At 71.0% G+C, this 24,592-nt stretch carries 22 protein-coding genes and 1 tRNA gene; 17 read left to right on the top strand and 6 right to left on the bottom strand.

Annotation, left to right across the window (positions count from 1 at the left end; all coding sequences use genetic code 11):
- The 14 genes from mfd to VFW79_RS13720 all read left to right on the top strand — a co-directional run.
- The coding region (mfd, locus tag VFW79_RS13785; RefSeq protein WP_329677862.1) for a transcription-repair coupling factor at positions 1–1,795 on the top strand (1,795 nt) is incomplete at its 5' end.
- 94 nt (positions 1,796–1,889) lie between these two features.
- On the top strand, positions 1,890–2,402 hold the full coding sequence (locus tag VFW79_RS13780) for a hypothetical protein (RefSeq protein WP_329677861.1): 513 nt from the start codon (positions 1,890–1,892) through the stop codon (positions 2,400–2,402).
- On the top strand, positions 2,375–3,244 hold the full coding sequence (locus VFW79_RS13775; RefSeq protein WP_329677860.1) for a MazG family protein: 870 nt from the start codon (positions 2,375–2,377) through the stop codon (positions 3,242–3,244). Before VFW79_RS13780 ends, VFW79_RS13775 begins: the two co-directional genes overlap by 28 nt.
- On the top strand, positions 3,241–4,398 hold the full coding sequence (locus tag VFW79_RS13770; protein ID WP_329677859.1) for an NAD(P) transhydrogenase subunit alpha: 1,158 nt from the start codon (positions 3,241–3,243) through the stop codon (positions 4,396–4,398). Before VFW79_RS13775 ends, VFW79_RS13770 begins: the two co-directional genes overlap by 4 nt.
- A 1-nt stretch (position 4,399) precedes the next feature.
- Positions 4,400–4,738: an NAD(P) transhydrogenase subunit alpha gene (locus VFW79_RS13765; RefSeq protein WP_291799211.1), complete on the top strand. Its 339-nt coding sequence runs from the start codon at positions 4,400–4,402 to the stop codon at positions 4,736–4,738.
- The gene (locus tag VFW79_RS13760; RefSeq protein ID WP_329677858.1) at positions 4,735–6,180 is read left to right on the top strand and encodes an NAD(P)(+) transhydrogenase (Re/Si-specific) subunit beta; all 1,446 of its coding nucleotides are present in this window, start codon (positions 4,735–4,737) and stop codon (positions 6,178–6,180) included. Before VFW79_RS13765 ends, VFW79_RS13760 begins: the two co-directional genes overlap by 4 nt.
- Positions 6,181–6,266: 86 nt before the next feature.
- Positions 6,267–7,550 carry a phosphopyruvate hydratase gene (gene eno, locus VFW79_RS13755; RefSeq protein WP_329677857.1) on the top strand — a complete coding sequence of 428 codons (1,284 nt, stop codon included), beginning with the start codon at positions 6,267–6,269 and terminating at the stop codon, positions 7,548–7,550.
- A gap of 451 nt (positions 7,551–8,001) precedes the next feature.
- Entirely contained in the window at positions 8,002–8,526 is a 525-nt protein-coding gene (locus VFW79_RS13750; RefSeq protein ID WP_329677856.1) for a septum formation initiator family protein, read from the top strand.
- A 137-nt stretch (positions 8,527–8,663) separates the two neighbouring features.
- Positions 8,664–9,143 (top strand): DUF501 domain-containing protein, encoded by a 480-nt coding sequence (locus VFW79_RS13745; RefSeq protein ID WP_329677865.1) that lies wholly within the window; start codon positions 8,664–8,666, stop codon positions 9,141–9,143.
- An 86-nt stretch (positions 9,144–9,229) separates the two neighbouring features.
- On the top strand, positions 9,230–10,183 hold the full coding sequence (locus tag VFW79_RS13740; protein ID WP_329677855.1) for a Ppx/GppA phosphatase family protein: 954 nt from the start codon (positions 9,230–9,232) through the stop codon (positions 10,181–10,183).
- A gap of 50 nt (positions 10,184–10,233) precedes the next feature.
- Entirely contained in the window at positions 10,234–10,605 is a 372-nt protein-coding gene (locus VFW79_RS13735) for a hypothetical protein (protein ID WP_329677854.1), read from the top strand.
- The gene (locus VFW79_RS13730; protein ID WP_329677853.1) at positions 10,605–12,170 is read left to right on the top strand and encodes a GH1 family beta-glucosidase; all 1,566 of its coding nucleotides are present in this window, start codon (positions 10,605–10,607) and stop codon (positions 12,168–12,170) included. Before VFW79_RS13735 ends, VFW79_RS13730 begins: the two co-directional genes overlap by 1 nt.
- Before the next feature lie 90 nt (positions 12,171–12,260).
- The gene (locus VFW79_RS13725; protein ID WP_329677852.1) at positions 12,261–13,718 is read left to right on the top strand and encodes an NAD(P)/FAD-dependent oxidoreductase; all 1,458 of its coding nucleotides are present in this window, start codon (positions 12,261–12,263) and stop codon (positions 13,716–13,718) included.
- A 25-nt stretch (positions 13,719–13,743) separates the two neighbouring features.
- A tRNA-Leu gene (locus tag VFW79_RS13720) sits at positions 13,744–13,817 on the top strand.
- A gap of 67 nt (positions 13,818–13,884) precedes the next feature.
- On the opposite strand, the gene VFW79_RS13715 is transcribed toward VFW79_RS13720, so the two are convergent.
- From VFW79_RS13715 to VFW79_RS13705, 3 genes are read right to left on the bottom strand one after another with little or no spacing between them, the layout of a single operon-like run.
- A complete protein-coding gene (locus tag VFW79_RS13715) occupies positions 13,885–14,751 on the bottom strand; it encodes a carbohydrate ABC transporter permease (RefSeq protein WP_329677864.1) in 867 nt (288 codons plus the stop codon).
- Positions 14,752–14,776: 25 nt separating this feature from the next.
- Positions 14,777–15,697, bottom strand: coding sequence for a carbohydrate ABC transporter permease (locus VFW79_RS13710; RefSeq protein ID WP_414647981.1), 921 nt, complete (start codon positions 15,695–15,697; stop codon positions 14,777–14,779).
- Complete coding sequence (locus VFW79_RS13705; RefSeq protein ID WP_329677851.1) at positions 15,694–17,034, bottom strand: extracellular solute-binding protein; 1,341 nt, start codon at positions 17,032–17,034, stop codon at positions 15,694–15,696. Before VFW79_RS13705 ends, VFW79_RS13710 begins: the two co-directional genes overlap by 4 nt.
- A gap of 287 nt (positions 17,035–17,321) precedes the next feature.
- Here VFW79_RS13705 and VFW79_RS13700 point away from each other — a divergent pair, with 287 nt between their 5' ends.
- The 3 genes from VFW79_RS13700 (at position 17,322) to VFW79_RS13690 (ending at position 22,286) form a co-directional block, all read left to right on the top strand.
- On the top strand, positions 17,322–19,748 hold the full coding sequence (locus VFW79_RS13700; RefSeq protein WP_329677850.1) for a glycoside hydrolase family 3 N-terminal domain-containing protein: 2,427 nt from the start codon (positions 17,322–17,324) through the stop codon (positions 19,746–19,748).
- 5 nt (positions 19,749–19,753) lie between these two features.
- Positions 19,754–20,821: a LacI family DNA-binding transcriptional regulator gene (locus tag VFW79_RS13695; RefSeq protein ID WP_329677849.1), complete on the top strand. Its 1,068-nt coding sequence runs from the start codon at positions 19,754–19,756 to the stop codon at positions 20,819–20,821.
- Between the two features lie 64 nt (positions 20,822–20,885).
- Entirely contained in the window at positions 20,886–22,286 is a 1,401-nt protein-coding gene (locus VFW79_RS13690; protein WP_329677848.1) for a glycoside hydrolase family 5 protein, read from the top strand.
- A 27-nt stretch (positions 22,287–22,313) separates the two neighbouring features.
- Here the strand turns inward: VFW79_RS13690 and VFW79_RS13685 are convergent, their stop codons facing one another.
- From VFW79_RS13685 to VFW79_RS13675, 3 genes are all read right to left on the bottom strand, one after another.
- Positions 22,314–22,745, bottom strand: a complete 432-nt coding sequence (locus tag VFW79_RS13685; protein WP_329677847.1) for a PLD nuclease N-terminal domain-containing protein — start codon at positions 22,743–22,745, stop codon at positions 22,314–22,316.
- Between the two features lie 101 nt (positions 22,746–22,846).
- Positions 22,847–23,767 (bottom strand): siderophore-interacting protein, encoded by a 921-nt coding sequence (locus tag VFW79_RS13680; protein WP_329677846.1) that lies wholly within the window; start codon positions 23,765–23,767, stop codon positions 22,847–22,849.
- Positions 23,768–23,962: 195 nt separating this feature from the next.
- Positions 23,963–24,592, bottom strand: a 630-nt coding sequence (locus tag VFW79_RS13675) for a response regulator transcription factor (RefSeq protein WP_329677845.1), incomplete at its 5' end; no start/stop codon positions are given.

The following is a 24,592-nucleotide window of genomic DNA, read 5'->3' as shown; positions in this document are numbered from 1 at the left end:
CCAGCTGTACTCGGCGCGGATGGCCACGGCCGGGCACGCGTTCGGCCCCGACACCCCGTGGCAGCGCGAGCTCGAGGACGCGTTCGCGTACGTCGAGACCCCCGACCAGCTCGCCACGATCGAGGAGGTCAAGGCGGACATGGAGAAGACGGTCCCGATGGACCGGCTCATCTCCGGTGACGTCGGGTACGGCAAGACCGAGATCGCGATCCGCGCGGCGTTCAAGGCCGTCCAGGACGGCAAGCAGGTCGCGGTGCTCGTGCCCACGACGCTGCTCGTGCAGCAGCACCTCGACACGTTCAGCGACCGCTACGCGGCGTTCCCGGTGACCGTCAAGGCGCTCTCGCGGTTCCAGTCCCCGGCCGAGAGCAAGGAGGTCGCGGCGGGTCTCGCGGACGGCAGCATCGACGTCGTCATCGGAACGCACCGACTCATCACCGGGGACGTGCACTTCAAGGACCTCGGCCTCGTGGTGATCGACGAGGAGCAGCGGTTCGGCGTCGAGCACAAGGAGACGCTCAAGGCGTTGCGGACCAATGTCGACGTGCTCGCGATGAGCGCGACGCCCATCCCGCGCACGCTCGAGATGGCGGTGACAGGCATCCGCGAGATGTCGACGCTCGCGACGCCGCCCGAGGAGCGCCACCCGGTGCTCACGTTCGTCGGGCCGTACGAGGAGCGGCAGATCACCGCGGCCATCCGGCGCGAGCTGCTGCGCGAGGGCCAGGTGTTCTACGTGCACAACCGGGTCGAGTCGATCGAGCGCGTCGCGGGCCGGCTCGCGGAGCTCGTCCCGGAGGCACGGATCGCCGTCGGCCACGGCAAGATGCCCGAGCACCAGCTCGAGCGCGTCATCGGGGACTTCTGGGAGAAGAGGTTCGACGTGCTCGTCTGCACGACGATCGTCGAGACGGGCCTCGACATCTCCAACGCCAACACCCTCATCCTCGAGCGCGCCGACCTCCTGGGACTGTCCCAGCTGCACCAGCTGCGCGGACGCGTGGGTCGCGGTCGCGAGCGCGCGTACGCGTACTTCCTCTACCCGCCCGAGCGGCCGCTGACCGAGACCGCGCACGACCGGCTCGCGACGATGGCCGCCAACACCGACCTCGGCGCGGGCATGGCGATCGCGATGAAGGACCTCGAGATCCGCGGCGCGGGCAACCTGCTGGGTGGCGAGCAGTCGGGTCACATCGAGGGGGTCGGGTTCGACCTCTACATCCGGATGGTCGGCGAGGCCGTGCTCAACTTCCGTGGCGAGACGCCCGAGGAGCTGCCCGACGTCACGATCGAGCTGCCCGTCGACGCGCACCTGCCGCACGACTACATCGCGCACGAGCGGCTGCGCCTCGAGGCGTACCGGAAGATCGCGGCGGCCCCCGACGCCGCGGTGCTCCGGGAGGTCCACGCCGAGCTCGTCGACCGGTACGGCCCGGTGCCGGACGCGGTGTCGAACCTGTTCGAGGTCGCCGAGTTCCGGATCCACGTCCGCTCGGCCGGGCTCACCGACGTGACGGCCCAGGGCAAGTTCGTGCGGTTCGCGCCGGTCGACCTGCCCGAGTCGGCCCAGCTGCGGCTCAAGCGGCTCTACCCGGGCACCGTCCTCAAGCCCGCGATCCGCACGATGCTCGTGCCGTTCCCGACCACCGCACGCATCGGCGGCACGGCCCTGCACGGTGCGCAGCTCCTCGCCTGGGCGCGTCAGCTGATCGACGCCGTCGTCCTCGGCGACGTGTCGGCCGCCGCGCAGGTCGGCACGGGTGCGCGCGCCGGTTCGCGCGCCGGGAACCGGTGAGCGGTACGCCTACGATGGGGCGCAGTGCTCGAGGCGATGACGCGGGAGGTCGCAGGTGTCGGTGGTGCGGTGGCGTACAGGTAGGCAGGGTCGAGTGCGTGCGCTCGTCGTCGGCGGGATCGTGGCGGTCGCTGCGCTGAGCGGGTGCTCGGGGCAGCCCGGTGCCGCAGCGGTCGTGGACGGGCAGGCCATCTCGGTGGCCGACGTGCAGACCGCGACGACCGAGCTTGCGCCGCTGTACCAGGGCGTGACCGCCACGGCGGTGCTGCAGGTCCTCATCCACGAGCGCGCTGTCGCGGCGTTCGCGTCCGAGCACGGTGTCGGCGTGAACGACCAGCAGGCGGCCGACGCGCTCTCGGGCATCGGGGCCCAGCTCCCCGCGGTCGGCGAGCGCACCTACTCGGCCCCGTCGCTCGCCGTCGAGCGCTACCTCATGGAGACGAAGGCGCTCCAGGGGCTCTCGAGCGCGGACGCGCTCCTCCCGCAGCTGCAGACCCGGCTCGCGGCGCAGAAGATCGAGGTCAGCCCGCGGTTCGGGACGCTCGCCGACGGCGCCACGATCACCGACACGGTCCACCCGTGGCTCGTCGCACCGACGGCCGGTTGAGCCCGGGCACCACCATCTCCGGCGAGGGCGTCCAGGCCCTCGTCGAGGTCATGGACCGCCTGCGCTCGCCCGGCGGGTGCCCGTGGGACGCCCGCCAGACCCACGCCTCGCTCGTGCCGTACGCGCTCGAGGAGGCGTACGAGGTCGCCGAGGCGATCGAGTCGGGCGACAGTGCAGCGATGCGCGAGGAGCTCGGCGACCTGCTCCTGCAAGTCGTGTTCCACGCGCGGATCGCCCAGGACTCCCCGACCGACCCGTTCGACCTCGACGACGTGGCCCGCGAGATCACCGCGAAGCTCGTGCGCCGGCACCCGCACGTCTTCGACCGGGCCGCTCCTGCGGTCGGGGCCGGCGGCGGGTCCGCGGCGGGCGTCGACCTCGAGGACCTGCACGTGCAGTGGGACCGGATCAAGGGCCGCGAGAAGCAGCGCGAGTCGGTGCTCGATGGCATCCCGGCCGCCCAGGGGGCGCTCGCGCGGGGGCAGAAGGTGCTCGCGCGGGCACGCCGGGCCGGCATCCCGGCCGGTGGCGACCTGGCGCAGGTGGCACTGCCGCTGCGGTCGCACGGCACGGACGGCGCCCACGGCGCAGGGGTCGAGGCGTGGACCGAGGCCGAGGTCGGCCGACGGCTGCTCGAGCTCGTGGCGGCGGCCGACCTGGTCGGTGTCGATGCCGAGTCGGCGCTGCGACATGCCGTCCGAGCCGTCGAGATCGACGTGCGCGCGGCTGAGGAGGTCTCTCGGGACCAAGGTCCGGCAATTCGACCTGTCGACGTCGTCACCATGACACCTGGAGAGCCGACGGCTGCTCCGAGGACCGAGCGAGGAAGCGAGGACCGATGACGGCCACACTGACGGTTGCAGCGCTCACCGAGAGAGGGCACGGGGAGAGACGCGTCGCACTCGTCCCCGACACCGTCACGCGACTCGTCGCAGGCGGGTTCGAGGTGCTGATCGAGGCCGGAGCCGGAGCGGGTGCCTTCCACCCGGACGACGAGTACGTCGCCGCCGGAGCGAAGACCGACGCCCTCGAGTCTGTGCTGGACGCCGCGGACGTGCTCCTGGCGGTCTGCCGACCCGAACCGGAGATCCTGGCGCGTCTGCGTCCCGGGCAGGTGCTCGTCGGCCTGCTCGACGCCCGCGGCACGGGACGCGCCGGGCTCGACGAGCTCGTGGCGCGCGGTGTCGTCGTCCTCTCGCTCGACCTCCTGCCGCGTACCCTCTCGCGCGCCCAGACGATGGACGCGCTCAGCTCGCAGGCGTCGGTGGCCGGCTATCGCGCCGCGATCGTCGCGGCTGAGGCGTTCGCCCGCTACTTCCCGATGATGATCACCGCAGCCGGTACGGCACGGCCCGCGAAGGTGCTCGTGCTCGGCGCGGGCGTCGCGGGTCTGCAGGCCATCGGCACCGCGCGCCGGCTCGGTGCGCAGGTCACCGGCTACGACGTCCGCGAGGCGGCGCGCGAGGAGGTCACGTCACTCGGCGCGAGCTTCCTGGCGACCACGGTCAACGTCGCCTCGGAGGGCGGCTACGCCCGTGCGCTGACGCCCGACGAGCAGGCTGCCCAGCAGGCCGAGCTCTCGCTGAAGATGCGCGCGTTCGACATCGTCATCACGACCGCCCAGGTGCCGGGCGCTCGCCCGCCGGTCCTCGTGACGGCCGAGACCCTGGCCGGGATGGCTCCGGGCTCTGTGGTCGTCGACCTCGGTGCCAGCACGCTCGGCGGCAACGTCGACGGTTCGGTCCCCGGCGAGCGCATCGTCACCGCCAACGGCGTCACGGTGATCGGCGCGGGCAACCTGCCCGCACAGATGCCTACCGGCGCCTCGGCTGCCTATGCACGCAACGTCGCGGCGCTCCTGACGGCCGTCGTGAAGGACGGTGCCGTGGACCTCGACCCGACCGACGAGGTCGTCGACGCGGTGTGGGTGCGCCCCGCCGCGGCGGAAGTCGCCGCAACGGACGCCGCACCCGAGACCCTTCCGGAAGGGGAGTGAGATGAGCGCCCAGCTGCTCAGCAACCTGGCTCTGTTCGTCCTCGCTCTGCTCGTCGGGTTCGAGGTCATCAGCAAGATCCCCGCGACGCTGCACACGCCGATGATGTCGGGCGCCAACTCGATCCACGGCGTCGTCCTCGTCGGCGCGATCCTCATCGCCGCCGTCGCCGACACCCCCGCCGCGTACGTCCTGACCTTCGTCGCGGCGGCCTTCGCTGCGATGAACGTCGTCGGCGGCTACGTGGTCACCGACCGGATGCTCGAGATGTTCAGGACCAAGCCGAAGCCGGCCCCCGTGGCCGCTCCTGCTGCGGCGACCCACGACGGAGACGTGCGATGAGCGGCGACACCCTTCCCCTGCTCGACACGGTCATCCGGGTCGTCTACCTGCTCGCAGCCGTGACGTTCGTGCTCGGGCTGCACTTCATGCGTTCGCCCGTCACCGCCCGCCGCGGCAACCTGCTCTCGGCCTCCGGGATGGCGTGCGCCGTCGTTGCGACCGTCGTGCTCATCCTCGCGGGCGAGGGTCACGGGCGCATCATCCCGATCGCTGCGGTCGCCCTGGTGGTGGGCACGCTCGCCGGGTCGGCCGGCGGGATGATCGGCGCGCGTCGCGTCAAGATGACGGCGATCCCGCAGCTCGTCTCGCTGTTCAACGCGGTCGGCGGCGGCGCGGCCGCAGTCGTGGCGGTCGTGGACTTCGTGCGGCTGAACGCCGACGGTGCCCTGACCGCCGGCGTCTCGGTGCCCGTCGTGCTCGACGTGATCATCGGCTCGGTGACGTTCTCCGGCTCGCTCATCGCTGCGGGCAAGCTCCAGGGCTGGGTCTCCGGCGCGCCGATCACCTTCGCGGGATCGCGCCTGGCGAGCATCGTCGCGGCCGCCGTCGCGGTCGTCGGTGGTGTCGTCGTCGTCGCGAACCCGAGCGCGTGGCTGCTGTGGCTCGTCGTCGTCGCAGCTCTCGCGTTCGGCGTCCTCATGGTGCTGCCGATCGGCGGCGCGGACATGCCCGTCGTGGTCTCGTTGCTCAACGCGTTCACGGGCCTCGCGGTCGCGATGGCCGGCTTCGTCGTCGACAACCAGATCATGATCATCGCGGGCGCCCTCGTCGGTGCCTCCGGAACGATCCTGACCCAGCAGATGGCCGAGGCCATGAACCGCTCGGTCATGTCGATCATGGTCGGCGGCTTCGGCACCGGGGACACGAGCGCGGCAGACGCCGGTGCGAGCAACGCGATGGCCGGGGTCGAGGTCCGCAAGGTCAGCGCGGACGACGTCGCCATCCAGCTCGCCTACGCCCAGAAGGTCATCATCGTGCCCGGGTACGGCCTCGCGGCCGCTCAGGCGCAGCGCGAGTGCGGTGAGCTCGGCAAGCTGCTCACCGACCGTGGGATCACCGTCTACTACGCGATCCACCCGGTCGCCGGCCGTATGCCGGGGCACATGAACGTGCTCCTCGCGGAGGCCGACGTGCCGTACGACCAGCTCAAGGAGATGGACGAGGTCAACCCGGAGTTCGACACGGCCGACGTCGCCCTCGTCGTGGGCGCGAACGACGTGACGAACCCGGCGGCCCGCCGGCCCGGCAACGCGATCTCGGGGATGCCGATCCTCGACGTCGACCATGCGCGCTCGATCATCGTGATCAAGCGCTCGCTGGGCCACGGCTACGCCGGTCTGGACAACGAGCTGTACGGCGACCCGAAGACCGGGATGTTCCTCGCGGACGCCAAGAAGGGCCTCGCGCAGATCCTCGCCGGGGTCAAGTCCTACGTCGGCTGACGTCCTCTGCCAAAGGTCCCACCACGTCCTCATCCGCACACGGTTAGGCTGAGGACGCAAACCCACCCGCCTGTCGAAGGAGCACCATGGCCAGCATCGAGGCCGTCGGCGCCCGCGAGATCTTGGATTCTCGCGGCAACCCCACTGTCGAGGTCGAGGTAGCACTCGACGACGGCACCATCGCCCGCGCGGCCGTCCCCTCGGGCGCGTCGACCGGAGCATTCGAAGCCGTCGAGCGTCGTGACGGCGACAAGTCCCGCTACCTGGGCAAGGGCGTCGAGGACGCGGTCAACGCCGTCATCGACGAGATCGCCCCCGAGCTCATCGGCTTCGAGGCGACCGAGCAGCGGCTCGTCGACCAGGCGCTGATCGAGCTCGACGCGACCCCCAACAAGGGCAAGCTCGGCGCCAACGCGATCCTCGGCGTCTCGCTCGCGGTCGCGAAGGCCGCAGCCGACTCGGTCGACCTGCCGCTCTTCCGCTACATCGGCGGACCGAACGCGCACGTCCTGCCCGTCCCGATGATGAACATCCTCAACGGTGGGTCGCACGCCGACTCCAACGTCGACATCCAGGAGTTCATGGTCGCCCCGATCGGCGCCACGTCGTTCCGTGAGGCGCTGCGTACCGGCGCCGAGGTCTACCACTCCCTGAAGTCCGTGCTCAAGGCCCAGGGCCTGAGCACCGGTCTCGGCGACGAGGGCGGCTTCGCCCCCAACCTGTCGAGCAACCGCGCGGCGCTGGACCTGATCCTCGTCGCGATCGAGAAGGCCGGCTTCACCCCGGGCAAGGACGTCGGGCTCGCGCTCGACGTCGCGGCCACGGAGTTCTTCAAGGACGGTGCCTACCAGTTCGAGGGCAAGGCCACGTCGACCGACGAGCTCATCGCGTACTACGCGCAGCTCGTCGCCGACTACCCGCTGGTCTCCATCGAGGACCCGCTGTCCGAGGACGAGTGGAGCGCCTGGACCCGTCTTGTCGCCGAGGTCGGCGACAAGGTCCAGATCGTCGGCGACGACCTGTTCGTCACGAACCCGATCCGCCTGGCCAAGGGCATCGAGCTCAAGTCGGCGAACTCGCTGCTCGTCAAGCTGAACCAGATCGGCACGCTGACCGAGACCCTCGACGCCGTGACGCTCGCGCAGCGCAACGGCTACACCGCGATGGTCTCGCACCGTTCGGGTGAGACCGAGGACACGACGATCGCGGACCTGTCCGTGGCCATCAACGGCGGTCAGATCAAGACGGGCGCCCCGGCGCGCGGCGAGCGGATCAACAAGTACAACCAGCTGCTCCGCATCGAGGAGGAGCTGGACGACGCCGGCCGTTACGCCGGTGCGAGCGCCTTCCCGCGGTGGAAGAAGCGCTGAGACAGCAGTACCGGCAGTCGCCGGACGCGTGAGCGTCCCGATCGCACGGACCGGAGGCCGGTGACCCGAGTGGGTCGCCGGCCTTCGGCGTGCCCGGGGTCAGGGTGGCCGGCCTTCGGGAAGCCGGCCTTCGGCGTGCCCGGCCCGGCACGCGGGCTGTGGAAGGCACAATCGAGCCATGTCCCCGTCCCGCCGCCCGGCAGACCCGCGTGCCGGGTCGGGGTCGGTCGCGGGCCGGACGCCGGTCGCCGGTGACCGGGACGGAGCGGCGGGGCGACCGACGGCTCCTCGCGCCGCTGCGCCACGGGCGTCGACAGGGCGTGCGACGTCAGCGCGACCGGCGGCTCCCCGCGCGGCAGCAGCCCGTCCCGCACGGGCATCCGCAGCGACCCGTCCGGCAGCGTCCCGGCCGTCGTCGCGCGGCCCGTCCGCGTCCACGCCGAGCCGTGGGGTGCCCCGCGCCGAGACCGTGCAGGTGCGCATCCCGCGGCTGTTCACGGTGCGCGTCATGGTGATGGGCGTCGTGACGCTGCTCGCCTTCGTCCTCGTGTTCCCGACGCTGCGGTCCTACCTGCAGCAGCGCGAGGAGCTGCGCCAGCTCGCCGCCCAGGTCGCGGTCGCACGGGCCGGCAACGACGACCTGACGAACAAGCTCAAGCGGTGGGACGACCCGGCGTACGTCGTGGCGCAGGCGCGCGAGCGGCTCGCATTCGTCCTGCCGGGGGAGACGGCATACCGCGTCCAGGACCCGGGGTCCGTGCCCGACGTCCCGGCAGCGTCGTCGTCGTCGGCGGCGGCTGCGGCGTCAGGAGCTGCCCTGGGCGCCGCGAACACGACAGAGCCCTGGTACCAGGTGATCTGGGGCTCGGTGCTGGTCGCGGGGGGCACGTCGAACGACGCCGTCACGTCGGGGGAGAATGGCACGGCCCCCACGGACGGTTCGAGCGCGCCCGCGGGCGGGCCCACCGCTCCCTGACGCTCGACCTGAACGGACCAGCTGTGACCGACACCCCCGGGACGACCGGCGCACGCGTCGACGCGCCCACCGACTCGCTCATCGAGGCGCGCGCCGACTCGCGCACCGAGGCGAGCCGCGCGACCGACTCCGCGACGGTGACCGATCGCGACCTCGAGGTCCTGGCCGAGCAGCTCGGACGGTTGCCACGCGGCGTCGTCGGGATCGCCGCTCGATGCGTGTGCGGCCGTCCACTCGTCGTGCGGACAGCGCCGCGTCTCGACGACGGCACACCGTTCCCCACGACGTACTACCTGACCTGCCCACCCGCCGTCGCCGCCGTGAGCACGCTCGAGGCGGGCGGCCTGATGAAGGAGCTCACGGCGCGGCTCGCGGAGGACCCCGAGCTCGCGGCGGCCTACCGCCTGGCCCACGAGGCGTACCTCGCCGATCGTGAGAAGCTCGGGCACGTCGAGGAGATCGCCGGGGTCTCCGCGGGCGGGATGCCGACGCGGGTCAAGTGCCTGCACGTCCTCGTCGGTCACGCGCTCGCGGCAGGTCCCGGCGTCAACCCGGTCGGCGACCTCGTGCTCGCCGAGCTGGCGCCGGTCTGGGCGCCGACCCGCTGCACGTGCTGACCCTCGCCGAGGGGGCCGCCGGCGGCTGTCCGGCGTCGGGCCGGCCGGATATGACATCGCCACAGGTGAGCAGCGAGGATGTCCGGATGACTCGGGTGGCAGGGATCGACTGCGGGACCAACTCGATCCGGCTGCTCGTCGCCGACATCGACCTCGAGCGCGGCGTGCTCACGGATCTTGACCGGCGCATGGAGGTCGTGCGGCTCGGGCAGGGCGTGGACCGGACCGGTCGGATCGCCCCCGAGGCCCTCGAGCGGACCCTGGATGCCGCGCGTCGGTACGCCGCGATCTGCGCGGACCTCGGGGTCGAGAAGATCAGGTTCGTCGCGACGAGCGCGTCGCGCGACGCCGAGAACCGCCAGGACTTCGTCGACGGGGTGCGCGACGCGCTCGGGGTCGAGCCCGAGGTGATCGGCGGAGACGAGGAGGCCGCGCTCTCCTTCCGCGGCGCGACGCGGGTGCTGGGCGCCGAGCACGCCGGACCGTTCCTGGTCGTGGACCTGGGTGGGGGGTCGACCGAGCTCGTGCTCGGTACAGCCACTCCCGAGGCCGCGTACTCGATGGACGTCGGCTGCGTCCGGATGACCGAACGACACCTGCTCTCCGACCCTCCGACGCCCTACGAGATCGCCGCGGCGCACGCCGACGTCGCCGCCGCCTTGGATGCGGCAGCGCGGGTCGTCCCGCTGGGTCGGGCCGCGACGCTGGTGGGGCTCGCGGGGACCGTCACGACCGTCACGGCGCACGTCCTCGGCCTGGCCGCCTACGACCCTGCGCGCATCGACGGCGCCGTCCAGCCGATCGACGCGGTGCTCGCCGCGTGCGACGACCTGCTGGGCCGCACGCATGCCGAACGCGCTGCGCTCGGGTTCATGCACCCCGGCCGGGTCGACGTCATCGGTGCGGGCGCACTCGTGTGGCACGACGTCGTGGCGCGCGTGCGTGCCGCGGTCGCGGCGGCGGGCGGCGAGCTGACCGAGGTCGTGACGTCCGAGCACGACATCCTCGACGGCATCGCCTGGAGCGCGGCCGAGCGCTGAGCGTGGCAGGACGCGCGGATGGTGTCGGTGCTCGGCCCTACGCTGCAGCCATGCTGAAGGGAGCACTCCTGGCCGAGAGCCTGCGGGTCGGGGCAGAGCTGATCGTGCCTGGCCTGCGGGTGACGCGGTTGAGTCGCGTGGACGTGTCGGCGAGCGCGCTCTCGACCCAACCGGGTGTCTGGACATTCGTCGAGTTCGAGGCCGAGGACGAGCAAGCGGTGCCGCTCGCCGAGGCGCTCAAGGGAGCGCTGCTCGCCGAGGGCGGCTGGTATGCGGACTTCAGGGTCGGCGACGATCACGTGGTCGTGTTCGCGAGCCGCGTCTTCCGGTACTGCCGCGGCGACGCGGGGGCTCGCTGCGAGGTCGTCGCGTACGGCGCGAGCGTAGGCGTGCCCGCGCACCAGCTGGACTGGGCCGACTGATGTCACACCACGCACAGCCTGCCGGTGGCGATGCCCCGCGCGCTGCGAACCCGTTCGGCGTCGCCCTTGACCGACGCACACTGCTGCGGACCGGCGGGTGGGTCCTGGGGGCGTCGGGGCTCGCGCTCGTCGCGGCGTGCACATCGCGGACGCCTGTGCCGGCGGGCACGTCCGGCAGGTCGGTCACCGGAGGCGCGGGGGCGACCGCGACCTGGGCGCCGCCCGCCGAGCCGATGGCCTTCCCGGACGGCTTCCGCTGGGGTGCCGCGACGTCGGCCTTCCAGGTCGAGGGCTCCACGCGGGCCGACGGGCGGGGTCCCTCGATCTGGGACACGTTCGCGGCGCTGCCCGGCACGATCGACGGCGGCGCGACCGGCGACCCGGCCGCCGACCACTACCGCCGCTGGAGGTCGGACCTCGAGCTGATGTCGACCCTCGGGCTGGGGGCGTACCGGTTCTCGGTCGCGTGGCCGCGCGTGCAGCCGACGGGTTCGGGGGCCGTCAACCCTCGCGGGCTCGACTTCTACAAGAACCTCGTCGACGGACTGCTCGAGCGCGCCATCCACCCGGCCATCACCCTGTACCACTGGGACCTGCCGCAGCCGCTGCAGGATGCCGGCGGCTGGCCCGCGCGCGACACGGCCGCCCGGTTCTCGGACTACGCCGCGATCCTCTTCGACGCACTGGGGGACCGACCGGCGGACTGGTTCACGATCAACGAGCCGAAGACGACCGCGTACGTCGGGTACCTCTACGGCTCGCACGCCCCTGGACTGACCGACCCCGAGGCCGCGGTGCGCGCGGTCCACCACCAGCTTCTCGCGCACGGCCTCGCGGTCCAGGCGTTCCGTGCTCGCCGGGCGGCCGATTCCGACGCGGGCATCGGCATCGCGCTCAACCTGCAGCCCGTGTACGCGACGATCGGAGCAGAGGCGGCCGCCACGAGGGCCGACGCCGTCGAGAACCGGCTGTTCCTCGACCCCGTGCTCCGCGGGGAGTACCCGACGGACGCGATCGGCAGCCGGGCGGGCCAGCTACGCGCGGACCCGGAGACGCTCGAGTCGGCCGTGCACGACGGGGACCTCGCGACGATCTCCGCGCCGTGCGACCACCTCGGGGTGCAGTACTACGGCGTGACCGCGGTGGACCGCTCGGGGGGGAACGTCGAGATGTACCCGACGTCGGACGCGTCCTGGCAGCAGGTCCACGCGGAGGGGTTCTACGAGACGCTCACGCGCATCCGCGACGAGTACCCCGCGATCCCGCTCGTCGTCACCGAGAACGGCATCCCCGATCGTGGCGCGGCCGGCACCCTGGCGGACGTCGAGCGGCGCGAGTACCTGCGCACCCACCTGCAGCAGGCGGCGCGCGCGATCGACGACGGCGTCGACCTGCGCGGCTACTACGAGTGGTCGCTGCTGGACAACTTCGAGTGGGCGCGCGGGTACACCCAGCGGTGGGGGCTCGTGCACGTGGACTTCGCCACCCAGGAGCGCACGGCGAAGGACAGTGCTGGGTGGTACCGCAGCGTCATCGAGGCGAATGCGGTCCCGCCGGTCGGATGAGCGGCGGCATCACGTCGCTGACCGCCGCGTGTGCTGACCGTCACGCGCCGCCCCATCGCCGCGTCCGGTTCGCCCGGTTACCGTGAAGGCATGCCTGACTCAGCAGCCGACCCCGTCGTCGACCCGGCCGCCGCCGCGCCCTCGCCTCGCCGTACGGTGACCGCGTCCGCGCCGCCGGGCAAGCCCCGCAAGGTCCCCCGCATCATCGTGCTCGGCGGTGGCAGCGTCGGTCTGTACGCGGCCCACCGGCTCCGTCGGCGGCTCGGCAAGCGCGAGGCGGCGATCGTCATCGTCGACCCGCGGGCCTACATGACCTATGCACCGTTCCTGCCCGAGGCGGCGGCCGGGTCGATCGACCCCCGCCACGTCGTCGCACCGCTGCGCCGGGCGCTCAAGGACGTCGACGTGCTGCAGGGCAAGGTCACCGAGATCCGCCACGCCGAGCGCACCGTCCAGGTGACGCCCGAGGAGGGCGACTCGTACTGGGTGACGTATGACCACCTGATCGTCGGCCTCGGCTCGGTCGCCCGCACGCTGCCCATCCCCGGGCTCGCCGAGGTCGCGATCGGCTTCAAGAACGTCGAGGAGGCCATCGCGGTCCGCAACCAGGTCCTCGGCCGGATCGACCGGGCCGCGAGCACCTGGGATCCGGACCTGCGCAAGCGGATGCTCACCTTCACGTTCGTCGGTGGCGGCTTCGCGGGCGTCGAGGCGATCGCCGAGGTCGAGGACATGGCGCGCGCGGCGGTCCGGTACTACGGCGGGATCGAGCAGTCGGAGCTGCGGTTCGTGCTCGTCGAGGGTTCGTCGCGCATCCTTCCCGAGGTCAGTGCCGAGCTCGGCCAGTACACGCTCGACGAGCTGCGCAAGCGCGACATCGACATCTACCTGTCGACGTTCCTCAGCTCGTGCGTCGACGGGCACGTCGTGCTGTCCGACGGGACCGAGTTCGACTCCGAGACCATCGTGTGGACCGCGGGCGTCAAGGCCAACCCGGTCCTCGCGAGCTCCGACCTGCCGCTCGACACGCAGGGCCGCGTGACCTGCCTCGCGACGCTCCAGGTCGTGACCGGCGCCGGCGTCGTCGTGCCCGACGCGTACGCGGCGGGCGACTGCGCCGCAGTTCCTGACCTGTACAACCCCGGCTCGTTCTGCCCGCCGAACGCCCAGCACGCCATCCGTGAGGCCAAGCACCTGGCAGACAACCTCGCGCGGGTGCTGCGGAGCGACGCCCCGACCGACTACAGGCACCGCAACGTCGGCGCGGTCGCGTCCCTCGGCATGTACAAGGGCGTCGCGCAGATGTTCGGTCGGTTCAAGGTGCGCGGGTTCCTCGCCTGGGTGCTGCACCGCACGTACCACGTGTTCGCGATGCCGACCCCGAACCGGAAGATCCGCATCATGGCGGGCTGGACCGCCGCGCTGCTCCTGCGCCGCGAGGTCGTCGCGCTCGGCACGCTGCACGACCCGCGGGCGGAGTTCCGCGCGGCCGCGGTGCCGCCGGCGCCCCGGCCCGTCGAGGAGTCGGCGCCGCCCGTGACGGGGTGAGGTGAGCCCTGGCAAGATGGGCACGGCCCCCGTAGCCCAACCGGCAGAGGCAACCGGCTTAAAACCGGTCCAGCGCGGGTTCGAACCCCGCCGGGGGCACCCCACGCGTAGCCCTCTCAGCTACCCAGACGTTCCGATCGCCGCGCCGGGCGAATCCGCGATCGGCTCACTTGCTGAAGCCCGCCGTCAGCCCGCTGAGAAGCTGGCGACGACCGACGGCGTACAGGATGAGGATCGGCAGGGTCGTCAGGACGACCGAGGCGAGGACGGCGGGAACGTTGACCCCGTACTGACCCTGGAACGTCCACAACGCGAGCGGGAGAGTGCGCTTGCTCGGGCTCTGGGTGAGGATCAGCGGCAGCAAGAAGCCGTTCCAGACCGCGAGGCCGTTGTAGATGGACACGGTGACCAGCGCCGGTCGCGTCAGCGGGAACGCGAGGCGCCACAGCGTCGTCCACTCGTCGGCCCCGTCGACGCGCATCGACTCGAAGAGCTCCTTCGGCACGTCGCGGATGAAGTTCGACAGGACCAGCACCGACAACGGGATGGCGAAGGCGATCGACGGCAAGATGATCGCGAGGAGGCTGTCGTACAGCTTCAGCCGAATGATGATCAGGTAGACCGGGATGATGGTCGCCTGCAGCGGGATCGCGAGTCCCATGAGGAAGAGTCCGTTGACCGACCTCAGGAACCGGCTGCGGCTGCGGACGATGGCGAACGCGGCCATGAAGGAGATGAGGACAGCCGGGATGATCGAACCCGCTGTCACGATCACGCTGTTGACGAAGTACTGCACGAAGTCCGACTGGATGACGAGCTGGTAGTTGTGCAACGTCGGGGAGGGTGGCGGCTGGAGCGGGTTCATCGCGTAGTAGTTGGCCTGCGTCTTGAAGCTCGTGATGACGATCCAGTAGATCGGCACCAGCACGATCACGAGCCAGATCCAGCCGGCCAGCCCGCCCAGCACGTTGGGGCGGCGACCACCGCGGCCACGCCGCGAACGGGGCGGCCGGACCTGGGGGGTCTGACCGATGTCGGTCGTCACTGTCGTTGCCACGTCAGGCACCTTCGAGCTGGCTGTCGGAAGCTCCGCCGCCGCCGATCCGGCGCAGCAGGAGCGCCAGTGCGAGTCCGACAAGGACGAGGATGACCGCGATGGCGCTGGCCGGCCCCATCAGGTTGGCCTGGAAGCCCATCTTGTACATCGCGAGGGCGAGCACGCGAGTGGCGTCCCCTGGGCCGCCCGCGGTCAGCACGAAGATCAGGTCGAAGAACGTCAGCGACCCGACGACCATGAGCGTCGAGGACGCGATGATCGTGTACTTCAGCTGCGGCAGGGTGATGCTCCAGAACATGCGGACGCGTCCGGCACCGTCGATCTCCGCGGCCTCGTACATGGTGCGCGGGATCTGCCGCACCCCACCTTGGTAGATGAGTGAGTGGAACGGGATGAACTGCCAGGACACGATGAAGATGACGGCCGCGACGGCGAGCTTGTCCTGGCCCAGCCAGTCCTGCGAGAGAAGGCCGAGGTGCAGTCCGGCCCCGAGGCCGAAGTTGGGGTCGAGCAGCGCCTTGTAGGCAACGGCGATCGCGGCCGAGCTCAGCAGCAGCGGAATGAAGTAGAGCACGGCGAGCACCGCACGGTAGCGAATCTGACTGGCAAGGAACGTTCCGATCAGGATGCTCGCCGGTGTCTGGACGGCCCAGGACAGCACCATCACCAGGAACGTCACCTGGAGGGCGTGCGGGAGGCCTGGATCGGTGAGGACCTTCTGCCAGCTGTCGAAGCCGGCAGGGTGGATCTCACCGATCCCGTCCCACTGGGTGAAGCTCAGACCCAGCACACCGAACAGGGGGAGCACCCCGAACGCGATGAAGAAGAACAGCGCCGGCAGGGCCATCCACGTGACCGTTCCGGTCCCCCCGGCGTGCGACGTGCCGGGGGTCCGCGAAGCCCGCTGCACCGCGGTGGTCACGTGCCGATGACCTTATTCATGTTGTCAGCGAACTGCTGGGGCGTGATCGACAGCTGGAACAGCTTGGAGATGTTGTCGAGCAGCGACTCAGCGGCTGTGGGACTCATCGCCTGGTCCCAGGACTGGGCGAAGACCTTGGCACCGCTGGCCACGCCGTAGACGAACTTGAGCCAGTCGGCGTCCTTCGAGCCTGCCAGCAGGCTGTCGGAGCCCTTGACGATGGGGACGGCACCGGCGTCGATCCACTCCTTCACCTCAGCATCGGAGAGAACCGCCGTGGCGAGGAAGTTCTTGGCGATCGCCTTCTCGTCAGCCGTGGCCTTCGAGGAGATCGAGAGGTACTGGCCCGGGTTGCCGACGGTGTCGGTGGGGTCACCCTTGCCGCCGTCGTAGGTCGGGAAGTTCATGTAGCCGAGGTGGCCGCCGGAGACGAAGTCGCCGCCGTCGGTGGCCATGCTGCCGTAGGTCCATGAACCGTGGAGCATCATCGCGGCCTTGCCGGTGTAGAGCAGTGCCTGGTCGGCGTTGGAGTCCGCAGTGATCGAGGAGAAGCCCTTGATGAAGCCGTCTGCCGAGATCAGCTTCTGCATCTCGGTGAGGGCCAGGATGGAGGACGGGTCCGACCAGGCGTCCTTCTTGCCGTCAAACACTGCCTGGAAGACCCCGGGGCCCCCGATGCGGTCGAACAGGAACTCGAGCCACATCATGTTGGTCCAGCGAGACTGACCACCGAGGGAGAACGGCGCGATGCCCTTCGCGTTGAACTTCGGCACCAGGTCCATGATGTCGGCCCACGTCTTCGGTGGCTGGGCGCCGATCGCCTCGAAGCTGGTCTTGTTGTAGAAGAGCACGATCGGCTGGACCGTCTCGCACGGCATCGCGTAGATCTTGCCGCCGACCGTGGCCGCACCGAACGATGACGGGAACAGGCGGTCCTTGACGGCCGAGTTCTGCGCGAACCAGTCGGTGAGGTCCTCCACCTGGTTCGCGTCGACGTAGCTCTTCAGCCCGCCACCGCCCCAGCCCCAGATGAGCGTCGGCGCCTGCCCGGCGCCGATCGCCGTCTTGATCTTGGTCTTGTAGGCGTCGTTCTGGAACGTCGTCCCCGTGATCTGGGTCTTGGGGTTCGCCTCGTTGAAGCGCTTGACGGTGTCGGTGCGGATGCCCTCACCCGGCGCACCTGTGAGGTACCAGTAGCTGGCGGTGCCTGAAGCGACGCCCCCACCGCCGGCAGTCGAACCACTCGCCTGCGGTCCGGAGGTGCCACTGCAGGCGGCCAGGCCGACTCCGGCACCAGCGGCGAGGGCGATCTGGAGAAAGGCTCGCCGGGAAGTCATGACGGGATCCACGTTGATCTCCGAACTCGAAGGGCCGCGGCGGTGCCGAGGCACAAGGGCTCAAGCCTGCGAGCCTGTGGGGCTCGTAAACCGCACCGTAGTTTTCGAAGTTCCGAGTGTCAATGGGTGGGAGAGTTTCGGCCGCCAGGCACGACTTGTGCCGCAAAGTTCTGTGAATCTCCTTCCGTCCGGACACCTCGGTCTCGGAAACGTTGCGATACGGTATCGGTTGAGGACCGATACTCTTCGCGACTCCGTCCAGCCGTGGTGATGATCAAGGAGCGCTCATGACGACCGTCCCGATCCCTGCCGGCGCGGGAATGACAGCCCCTTGGCGCGACACGACGCGGTCCGTCGCCGACCGGGTCGAGCGTCTCCTCACCGAGATGACTCTCGAGGAGAAGGTCGGACAGCTCGGCAGCCGGTGGGTCGGCAACGACATGGAGCCCGAGCCCTCCACCGAGCCGAGCCCGGCGGGTGAGTCGGAGACCACCTTCAACGTCGCTCCTCTGCAGGACGTCTTCGCCGCGGCGGGCACGATGTCGCTCGAGGAGGCGAGCACCCACGGGCTCGGCCACCTGACTCGCGTGTTCGGCAGCTACCCGATGACCGTCGCCGAGGGTGCCGCGGAGCTCGTGCGCCAGCACCGCGTCGTCCTGGCGGGTTCGCGTCTCGGTATCCCGGCGCTCGTCCACGAGGAGTGCCTCACCGGGTTCACCGCGTTCGGGGCAACCGTCTATCCCGCGGCGATCGCCTGGGGCGCGACGTTCGACGCCGACCTCGTCGAGCGGATGGCGGCCGCGATCGGCCGCGACATGGCCGCTGTCGGTGTGCACCAGGGGCTCTCCCCGGTGCTCGACGTCGTGCGTGACTACCGCTGGGGGCGCGTCGAGGAGACCATGGGCGAGGACCCGTATCTGGTCGCCACGCTCGGCGCCGCCTACGTCCGGGGCCTGCAGAGCGCAGGCGTCATCGCCACCCTGAAACACTTCGCCGGCTACTCGGCATCGCGCGCCGCGCGCAACCACGCGCCGGTCTCCATGGGACGACGCGAGCTGCTCGACATCATCTTGCCGACCTTCGAGACGGCCGTCGCCCTGGCCGGTGCGCGCTCGGTGATGAACTCCTACTCCGACGTCGACGGGGTCCCCGCCGGAGCAGACCCGTGGCTGCTCACCGAGGTGCTGCGCGACGGATGGGGCTTCACCGGGACGGTCGTCTCCGACTACTGGGCGATCCCCTTCCTGGCGACGATGCACCGGCTGGCTCCGGACGCCGAGGAGGCCGGCGTCCTCGCGTTGCGCGCAGGCCTCGACGTCGAGCTGCCTGACACGCTCGGCTTCGGGCAGCACCTGGTCGAGCGGGTACGGCGCGGAGAGATCTCGGAGGAGCTCGTCGACCGTGCCGCCCGACGGCTCCTGCAGCAGAAGATCGAGCTCGGCCTGCTCGACCCGCAGTGGACCCCCGAGGCCTCCGTGTCCGCCGCTGCGGCGACCGACCTCGACTCGCCCTCCAACCGGGCGCTCGCCCGCGAGATGGCCGAACGATCCGTCGTCCTCCTCGACGCCGGGACCGCGCTGCCGCTGCTGGGCGACGGTCGACCGGCGCTTCGTCGGATCGCGGTCGTCGGTCCGTGCGCGGACGACCCGCGGACCTTCATGGGCTGCTATGCCTTCCCCAACCACGTGCTGCCCCGCTACCCGGGCCGCGGCCTCGGCGTGGGGGTGCAGTCGGGTGTCGACGCACTGCGGGCCGAGCTCCCGGACGTCGAGGTGATCCACGAGCGCGGGTGTGCGGTGCAAGGATCCGACAGGTCCGGCTTCGCAGCAGCGGTGGCCGCGGCCGGCGATGCAGACCTCTGCGTGGCGTTCGTCGGCGACCTCGCCGGACTGTTCGGGCTCGGCACCTCGGGCGAGGGCTGCGACGCCGAGGACCTCCGACTGCCCGGTGTGCAGGCGGACCTCGTCGCGGAGCTCCTGGCGACGGGCACGCCGGTGGTGGTCGTGGTCGTCTCCGGACGTCCGTACGCGCTCGGCGAGGTTCACGGCCGGGCCGCAGGCCTCGTCCAGGCCTTCATGCCCGGTGAGGAGGGAGGGCCGGCGGTCGCGGGTGTCCTCTCCGGCCGGGTCCAGCCCGGTGGCAAGCTACCCGTGCAGATCCCGAGGAAGGCCGGAGGGCAACCGAGCACGTACCTCCAGCCGCCGCTCGCGAGTGCCGAGAGCGCCGGCATCAGCAACCTCGATCCGACGCCGCTGTTCGCCTTCGGCCACGGGCGCTCGTACACGACCTTCACGCTGGGCGACCTGCGGATCAGCGACGCCGAGATCCCGACGGACGGCGAGGTCACGGTGGCGGTCCGTCTGACGAACTCCGGTGCCCGGGCCGGCGATGAGGTGGTCCAGCTCTACCTGCACGACGTCCTCGCCCAGGTCACGCGTCCGGTCAAGCAGCTCGTCGGCTACGCGCGCGTCACGCTCGAGCCGGGTGCGGCGGTGGACGTGGTGTTCCACGTCCACGCCGATCGGACGGCGTTCACAGGTCGCGACCTGACGCGCGTCGTCGAGCCCGGTGACGTCGAGGTTCTCGTCGGCACATCGGCCTCCGACCTGCCCTGCCGCGGCGTGTTCCGGCTCACCGGGCCGCTGCGGACCGTCGGGCACGACCGCCGTCTCGTGACTCCGGTGGACATCGCCGCCGTGGCCGTGTCGGCGTAGCGCGGATGGGGATCGACACCGTGGACGCCGCACCGCCCAAGCAGCGGCGGGCAACCCTGGCGACGGTTGCTGCCTCGGCAGGCGTGTCCATCGCGACCGTCAGCAAGGTGCTCAACGGGCGTCGGGACGTCGCGAGCGCGACCCGCGCCCTCGTCCAAGAAGCGCTGCAGCAGCAGGACTACGTCATGTCGGCACCGCGGCGGGCGGGGGCTGCAGTCGAACCGACGGTCGAGGTCGAGGTCGACGGCGCGCTCCGCGCGTACTCGTCGGAGATCGTCCAGGGTGTCATCGACGCGGGCGCCCAGGCGGGCGTCGCACTCGTCGTCAGCACCCACGTCGGCCGCGCGGGCAACAAGCCGGCCGAGCGGCCGGCGGTCTGGGCGCGCGCGCTCGTGGCGGCCGGCCGGCGGGCGGTCATCGCGGTCACGAGCGAGCTGACGGCAGAGCACCTCGCGGCGCTGAGCCGGGCCGGGATCCCGCTCGTCCTCATCGACCCGATGAACATGCCGCGCGCCAGGGTGACGAGCGTGGGGTCGACGAACTTCACCGGCGGCATGACGGCAACGCAGCATCTGCTGACGCTGGGCCACCGCCGGATCGGCTACGTCGGCGGCCCGGAGGGCGCGGCGTGCAACCACGCCCGGCTGCACGGCTACCGGGCTGCCATGGAAGCGGTGGGCGCGCCGGTCGTGCCGGGATACGTGACGACGGGACGCTTCGACTACGACAGCGGCGTGTTGATGGGCGGAGCCATGCTCGACCTGCCCGAGCCTCCCACAGCCATCTTCGCTGGCTGTGACGAGGTCGCCCTCGGCGTCATCGAGGCGGCCCGGGCTCGTGGTCGGCGCGTCCCGCAGGACCTCAGCGTTGTCGGCTTCGATGACACCCAGCTCGCCCGGATCGCCTCTCCTCCTCTGACGACCGTGCGCCAGTCGCTCCGGGAGATGGGCGGGGTCGCGCTCCGGACGGCGCTGCGTCTCGCGGCGGGCGAGACGATCGAGTCCCACCACGTCGAGCTCGCGACCGCGCTCGTCGTCCGGGGCTCGACGGCGCCACCATCGTCGGATGGGTGACCTGCGAGGGGGCGCCCTGCCCCATCGTCCAGAAGACCGGCAGCCCCTACCTGTGGAGGACACCATGACCGACAGGCAGGCTCTCAGAGTTCTCGGCGACCGCATCGTCAACGGCACCGGTGAGCCGGTGCTCCTGCGCGGAGTCGGCCTCGGCGGCTGGATGACGATGGAGAACTTCATCACCGGCTATCCAGGCACGGAGTCCCAACAGCGCCGGGCGCTGAGCCGGGTGCTCGGCGCCGACGCTGCCGATGCGTTCTTCGAGCGCTTCCTCACGGACTTCTTCGCGGAGGCTGACGCCGACTACCTCGCCTCCCTGGGCATCAACTGCATCCGGGTCCCCTTCAGCTACCACCACTTCGAGGACGACTCGGCGCCGTTCACGCTCAAGGAGCAGGGGTTCCGCCGCCTCGACCGCGTGATCGACCTCTGCGCCTCGCGGGGCATCTACACGATCCTCGACCTGCACGCGGCACCCGGCTACCAGAACCAGAACTGGCACTCCGACAACCCCTCCCACTGGGCACACTTCTGGACGCACCCCCACTTCCAGGACCGCGTCGTCCACCTGTGGGAGGCCCTGGCCGACCGCTACCGCGACAACCCGTGGGTAGCCGGCTACAACCCGCTCAACGAACCCGCGGATCCGAGCGGAGAGGTCATCGGCCCGTTCTACGCGCGCCTCGAGCGGGCGATCCGAGCGGTGGACGCCCGTCACATCCTCTTCCTCGACGGCAATCGCTACTCGACGGACTTCTCGATGTTCACCGAGCCCTTCGAGCAGACCGTCTACACCGCTCACGACTACGCGCTCCCCGGCATCGCCAACCCGAGCCGCTACCCCGGCGAGGTACGCGGTACGTACTTCGATCGCGACATCGTCGAACGGACCTTCCTCCAACGCACAGAGTTCATGCGTCGCACGGGCACGCCGATCTGGATCGGGGAGTTCGGGCCCATCTACACCGGTGACCCCGAGCGCGATGCCGACTGCTACCGCCTGTTGCGGGATCAGCTCGAGATCTATCGGGACCACGGGGCGAGCTGGAGCCTGTGGACCTACAAGGACATCGGGCTGCAGGGCTTGGTCCACACCCCTGCCGACAGCCCGTACCTGCAGCGAATCGCGCCTGCGCTCGCGAAGAAGCGACGGCTGGGCACCGACTCCTGGGGCGGCAGCGAGCAAGGGATCCGACAGGTCCTCGACCCCATCGAGGACCTGTTCCGGACGGAGTTCCCGAGCTTCAACCCCTTCCCCTGGGGAGCGAAACCGTGGATCAACCTTCTCGTGCGACACATCCTGCTCGCCGAACCGCTGGTCGACGAGTTCGCCCAGTGCTTCGAGGGAGTCACAGCTCCGGAGGCGGCCGAGCTCGCCGGGTCGTTCTCCTTCGACCATTGCGTGCCACGCAGCGAGCTCGCTGACGTCCTGCGGTCGTTCCTGGCCGGCGACGGCCCCCAGTAGCGCCCCCTCGAGGCTGTCTGGCGCGTCCTAGGGACCGGTCGGTCGCGGCGGCGTGTCGGTGCCGTCGTCCGGCTCGGCCTCGGCGTTCCGCATCTTGGCCTCGCGCTCGCGGAGGTCCGCCTCCCACTGCGCGAGGAGCCTCAGGTCCGTGGAGTCGGAGGCAGCGAGCCGCGCGAGGAACTCCGGGTCGTCGTCGGGCGCCACCTGCCGGGGGCGCTCGTACTCGGGGAAGCCGGCGGTCTGCGTCGACGGCCACGGGACCTGACGCCCCGCGGAGCTCATGGTCGGGCGACCGGCGACGAGCCAGGCGATCGGCCCCGCGTACGGGATGAAGAGGATGAGCAGGATCCAGGCCCACTTGGGCAGGTTGCGCACGCGGCCGTCCTCGGCCTGGATCGCCTCGATCAGGCAGAACACGATGAGCCCGATCTCCAGCAGGGCCCCCAGATAGCGGGGCACGGCGCCTCCCTCGTCCTGGTGCGACCGCTGCGAGAGCAGCGTCAGCTCGAACCGTACGGCAGCCGGTCACCTCGTGTCAGGAGCTTGCGCCCGAACCGGGGTCAGATCAGTCCTGCGGCCTGCTCGTCGTGCTCGATCGACCGGTTCCAGTCGCGCTTGGCCGCGCGCCAGCCCTCGTCGTCGGCCCCGAGGCGCCAGTATCCGGAGATGGACAGCTGGGCGCGAGGCAGGCCCCGTTCGACGCGCAGCAGGTGCCGCAGCTCCTTGACCGCCCCCGCCTCGCCGTGCACGAACGCGTGCACGCGACCGTCGGGCCACGGCAGGTCGCGGACCGCCTCGACGAGACCGAGGCCGGCGACGCCGATGCCCTGGTGGACCCAGCGGATGCTCACGCCGGCCGGAGCCGTGAGCCCGAGCTCGTCGTCGGGCCCGTGCACCTCGACGACCGCTGTGCCCTGCGCGCCCGGTGCCGACGCCGCGAGGCGTTCGAGCGCGACGGCGATCGCGGGGAGCGCACTCGCGTCGCCGACGAGCAGGTGGTGGTCGGCCGACAGGTCGGGGGAGTAGTCGCCACCCGGGCCGAGGAGCAGCACCTCGTCGCCCGGTGCGGCGCGGTCGGCCCACGGTCCGGCGAGCCCCTCGTCCCCGTGCACGACGAGGTCGAGCGTGAGCCGTCGTGTCGTCGGGTCGAACGCGCGCACGGTGTAGCTGCGCCGCCGCAGCTGGTCGCCGGGTGGCAGTGTGGCGGCGATCGCGTCGAGGTCGACCCGACCGTCGTCGAGCAGCGGGCGGGCGGGGCCCGCCGACGGTGGCACGAAGACGAGCTTGACGTAGGAGTCGGCGTGGTCGGACGGCGCGAAGGCGCGCATCCCGTCACCGCCGACGACGACGCGCACCATCGACGTGCTGAGCCGCTCGGCGCTGACCACGACGCCGCGCACGGCACCGGAAGGGGGCCGCGCCAGGCGGTCACGGTCGAGGCGTCCAGGCGGAGGCGGTCGGCGAGCTGCCATCTCATCCATCGAGCATCCTCCCGTGGACCTGTCGTTGATGTAGCGGTGCACCGCGCCTGAGCTGCTCCACCGCGTTCACGGCCTTCTTCGCGATCACCGGCAGCGCCGTCGTCGACCCCATTCTGCCCGTCATCGGCGCGGAGATCGGCGCGAGCACCTGGTAGATCGAGCACAGCTCGCGGCGCTGACCGGCGCCTGAGCGGCTCAGCCGCCGACGAGGCCGGTCTCGTACGCGAGCACGACAGCCTGCACGCGGTCACGGACCCCGAGCTTGGCCAGGATGCGCCCGACGTGCGTCTTGACGGTGGCCTCCGAGAGCACGAATCGCTGGGCGATCTCGCCGTTCGACAGCCCTTCGGCGATCGTCCGCAGCACCTCGACCTCGCGCGGTGTGAGCTGCGCGATGCGGGGGTCGAGGTCGCCAGGATCGGGGTCGCCGGCCGCCGGAAGGCTCCCTGAGAACATCTCGAGCATGCGGCGGGTGACGCGCGGGGAGACGACCGCGTCACCGGTCGCGACGGCCCGGATCGCGCCGACGAGCTCGGTGGGCCGGGCGTCCTTGAGCAGGAACCCGCTCGCGCCGGCCCGCAACGCTGCGAACGCGTACTCGTCGAGGTCGAACGTCGTGAGGATGAGCACGCGCGCTCCCGAGCCCGATGCGATGATCTGCTCGGTCGCGTCGATCCCGTTGACGCCGGGCATCCGGACGTCCATGAGGACGACGTCGGGCGCGAGCTCGGCCGCGAGGCGCACACCCTCGGCACCGTCGGCCGCCTCGCCGACCACCTCGAGATCGTCCTCCGCCTCCAGGACGAGGCGGAACCCCATGCGGAG

Source organism: Cellulomonas sp., from assembly GCF_036279715.1.
Taxonomy (GTDB): Bacteria; Actinomycetota; Actinomycetes; order Actinomycetales; family Cellulomonadaceae; genus Cellulomonas_A.
Note: the sequence above shows the minus strand (reverse complement) of the source record. Positions and strands in the feature narration are given on the sequence as shown.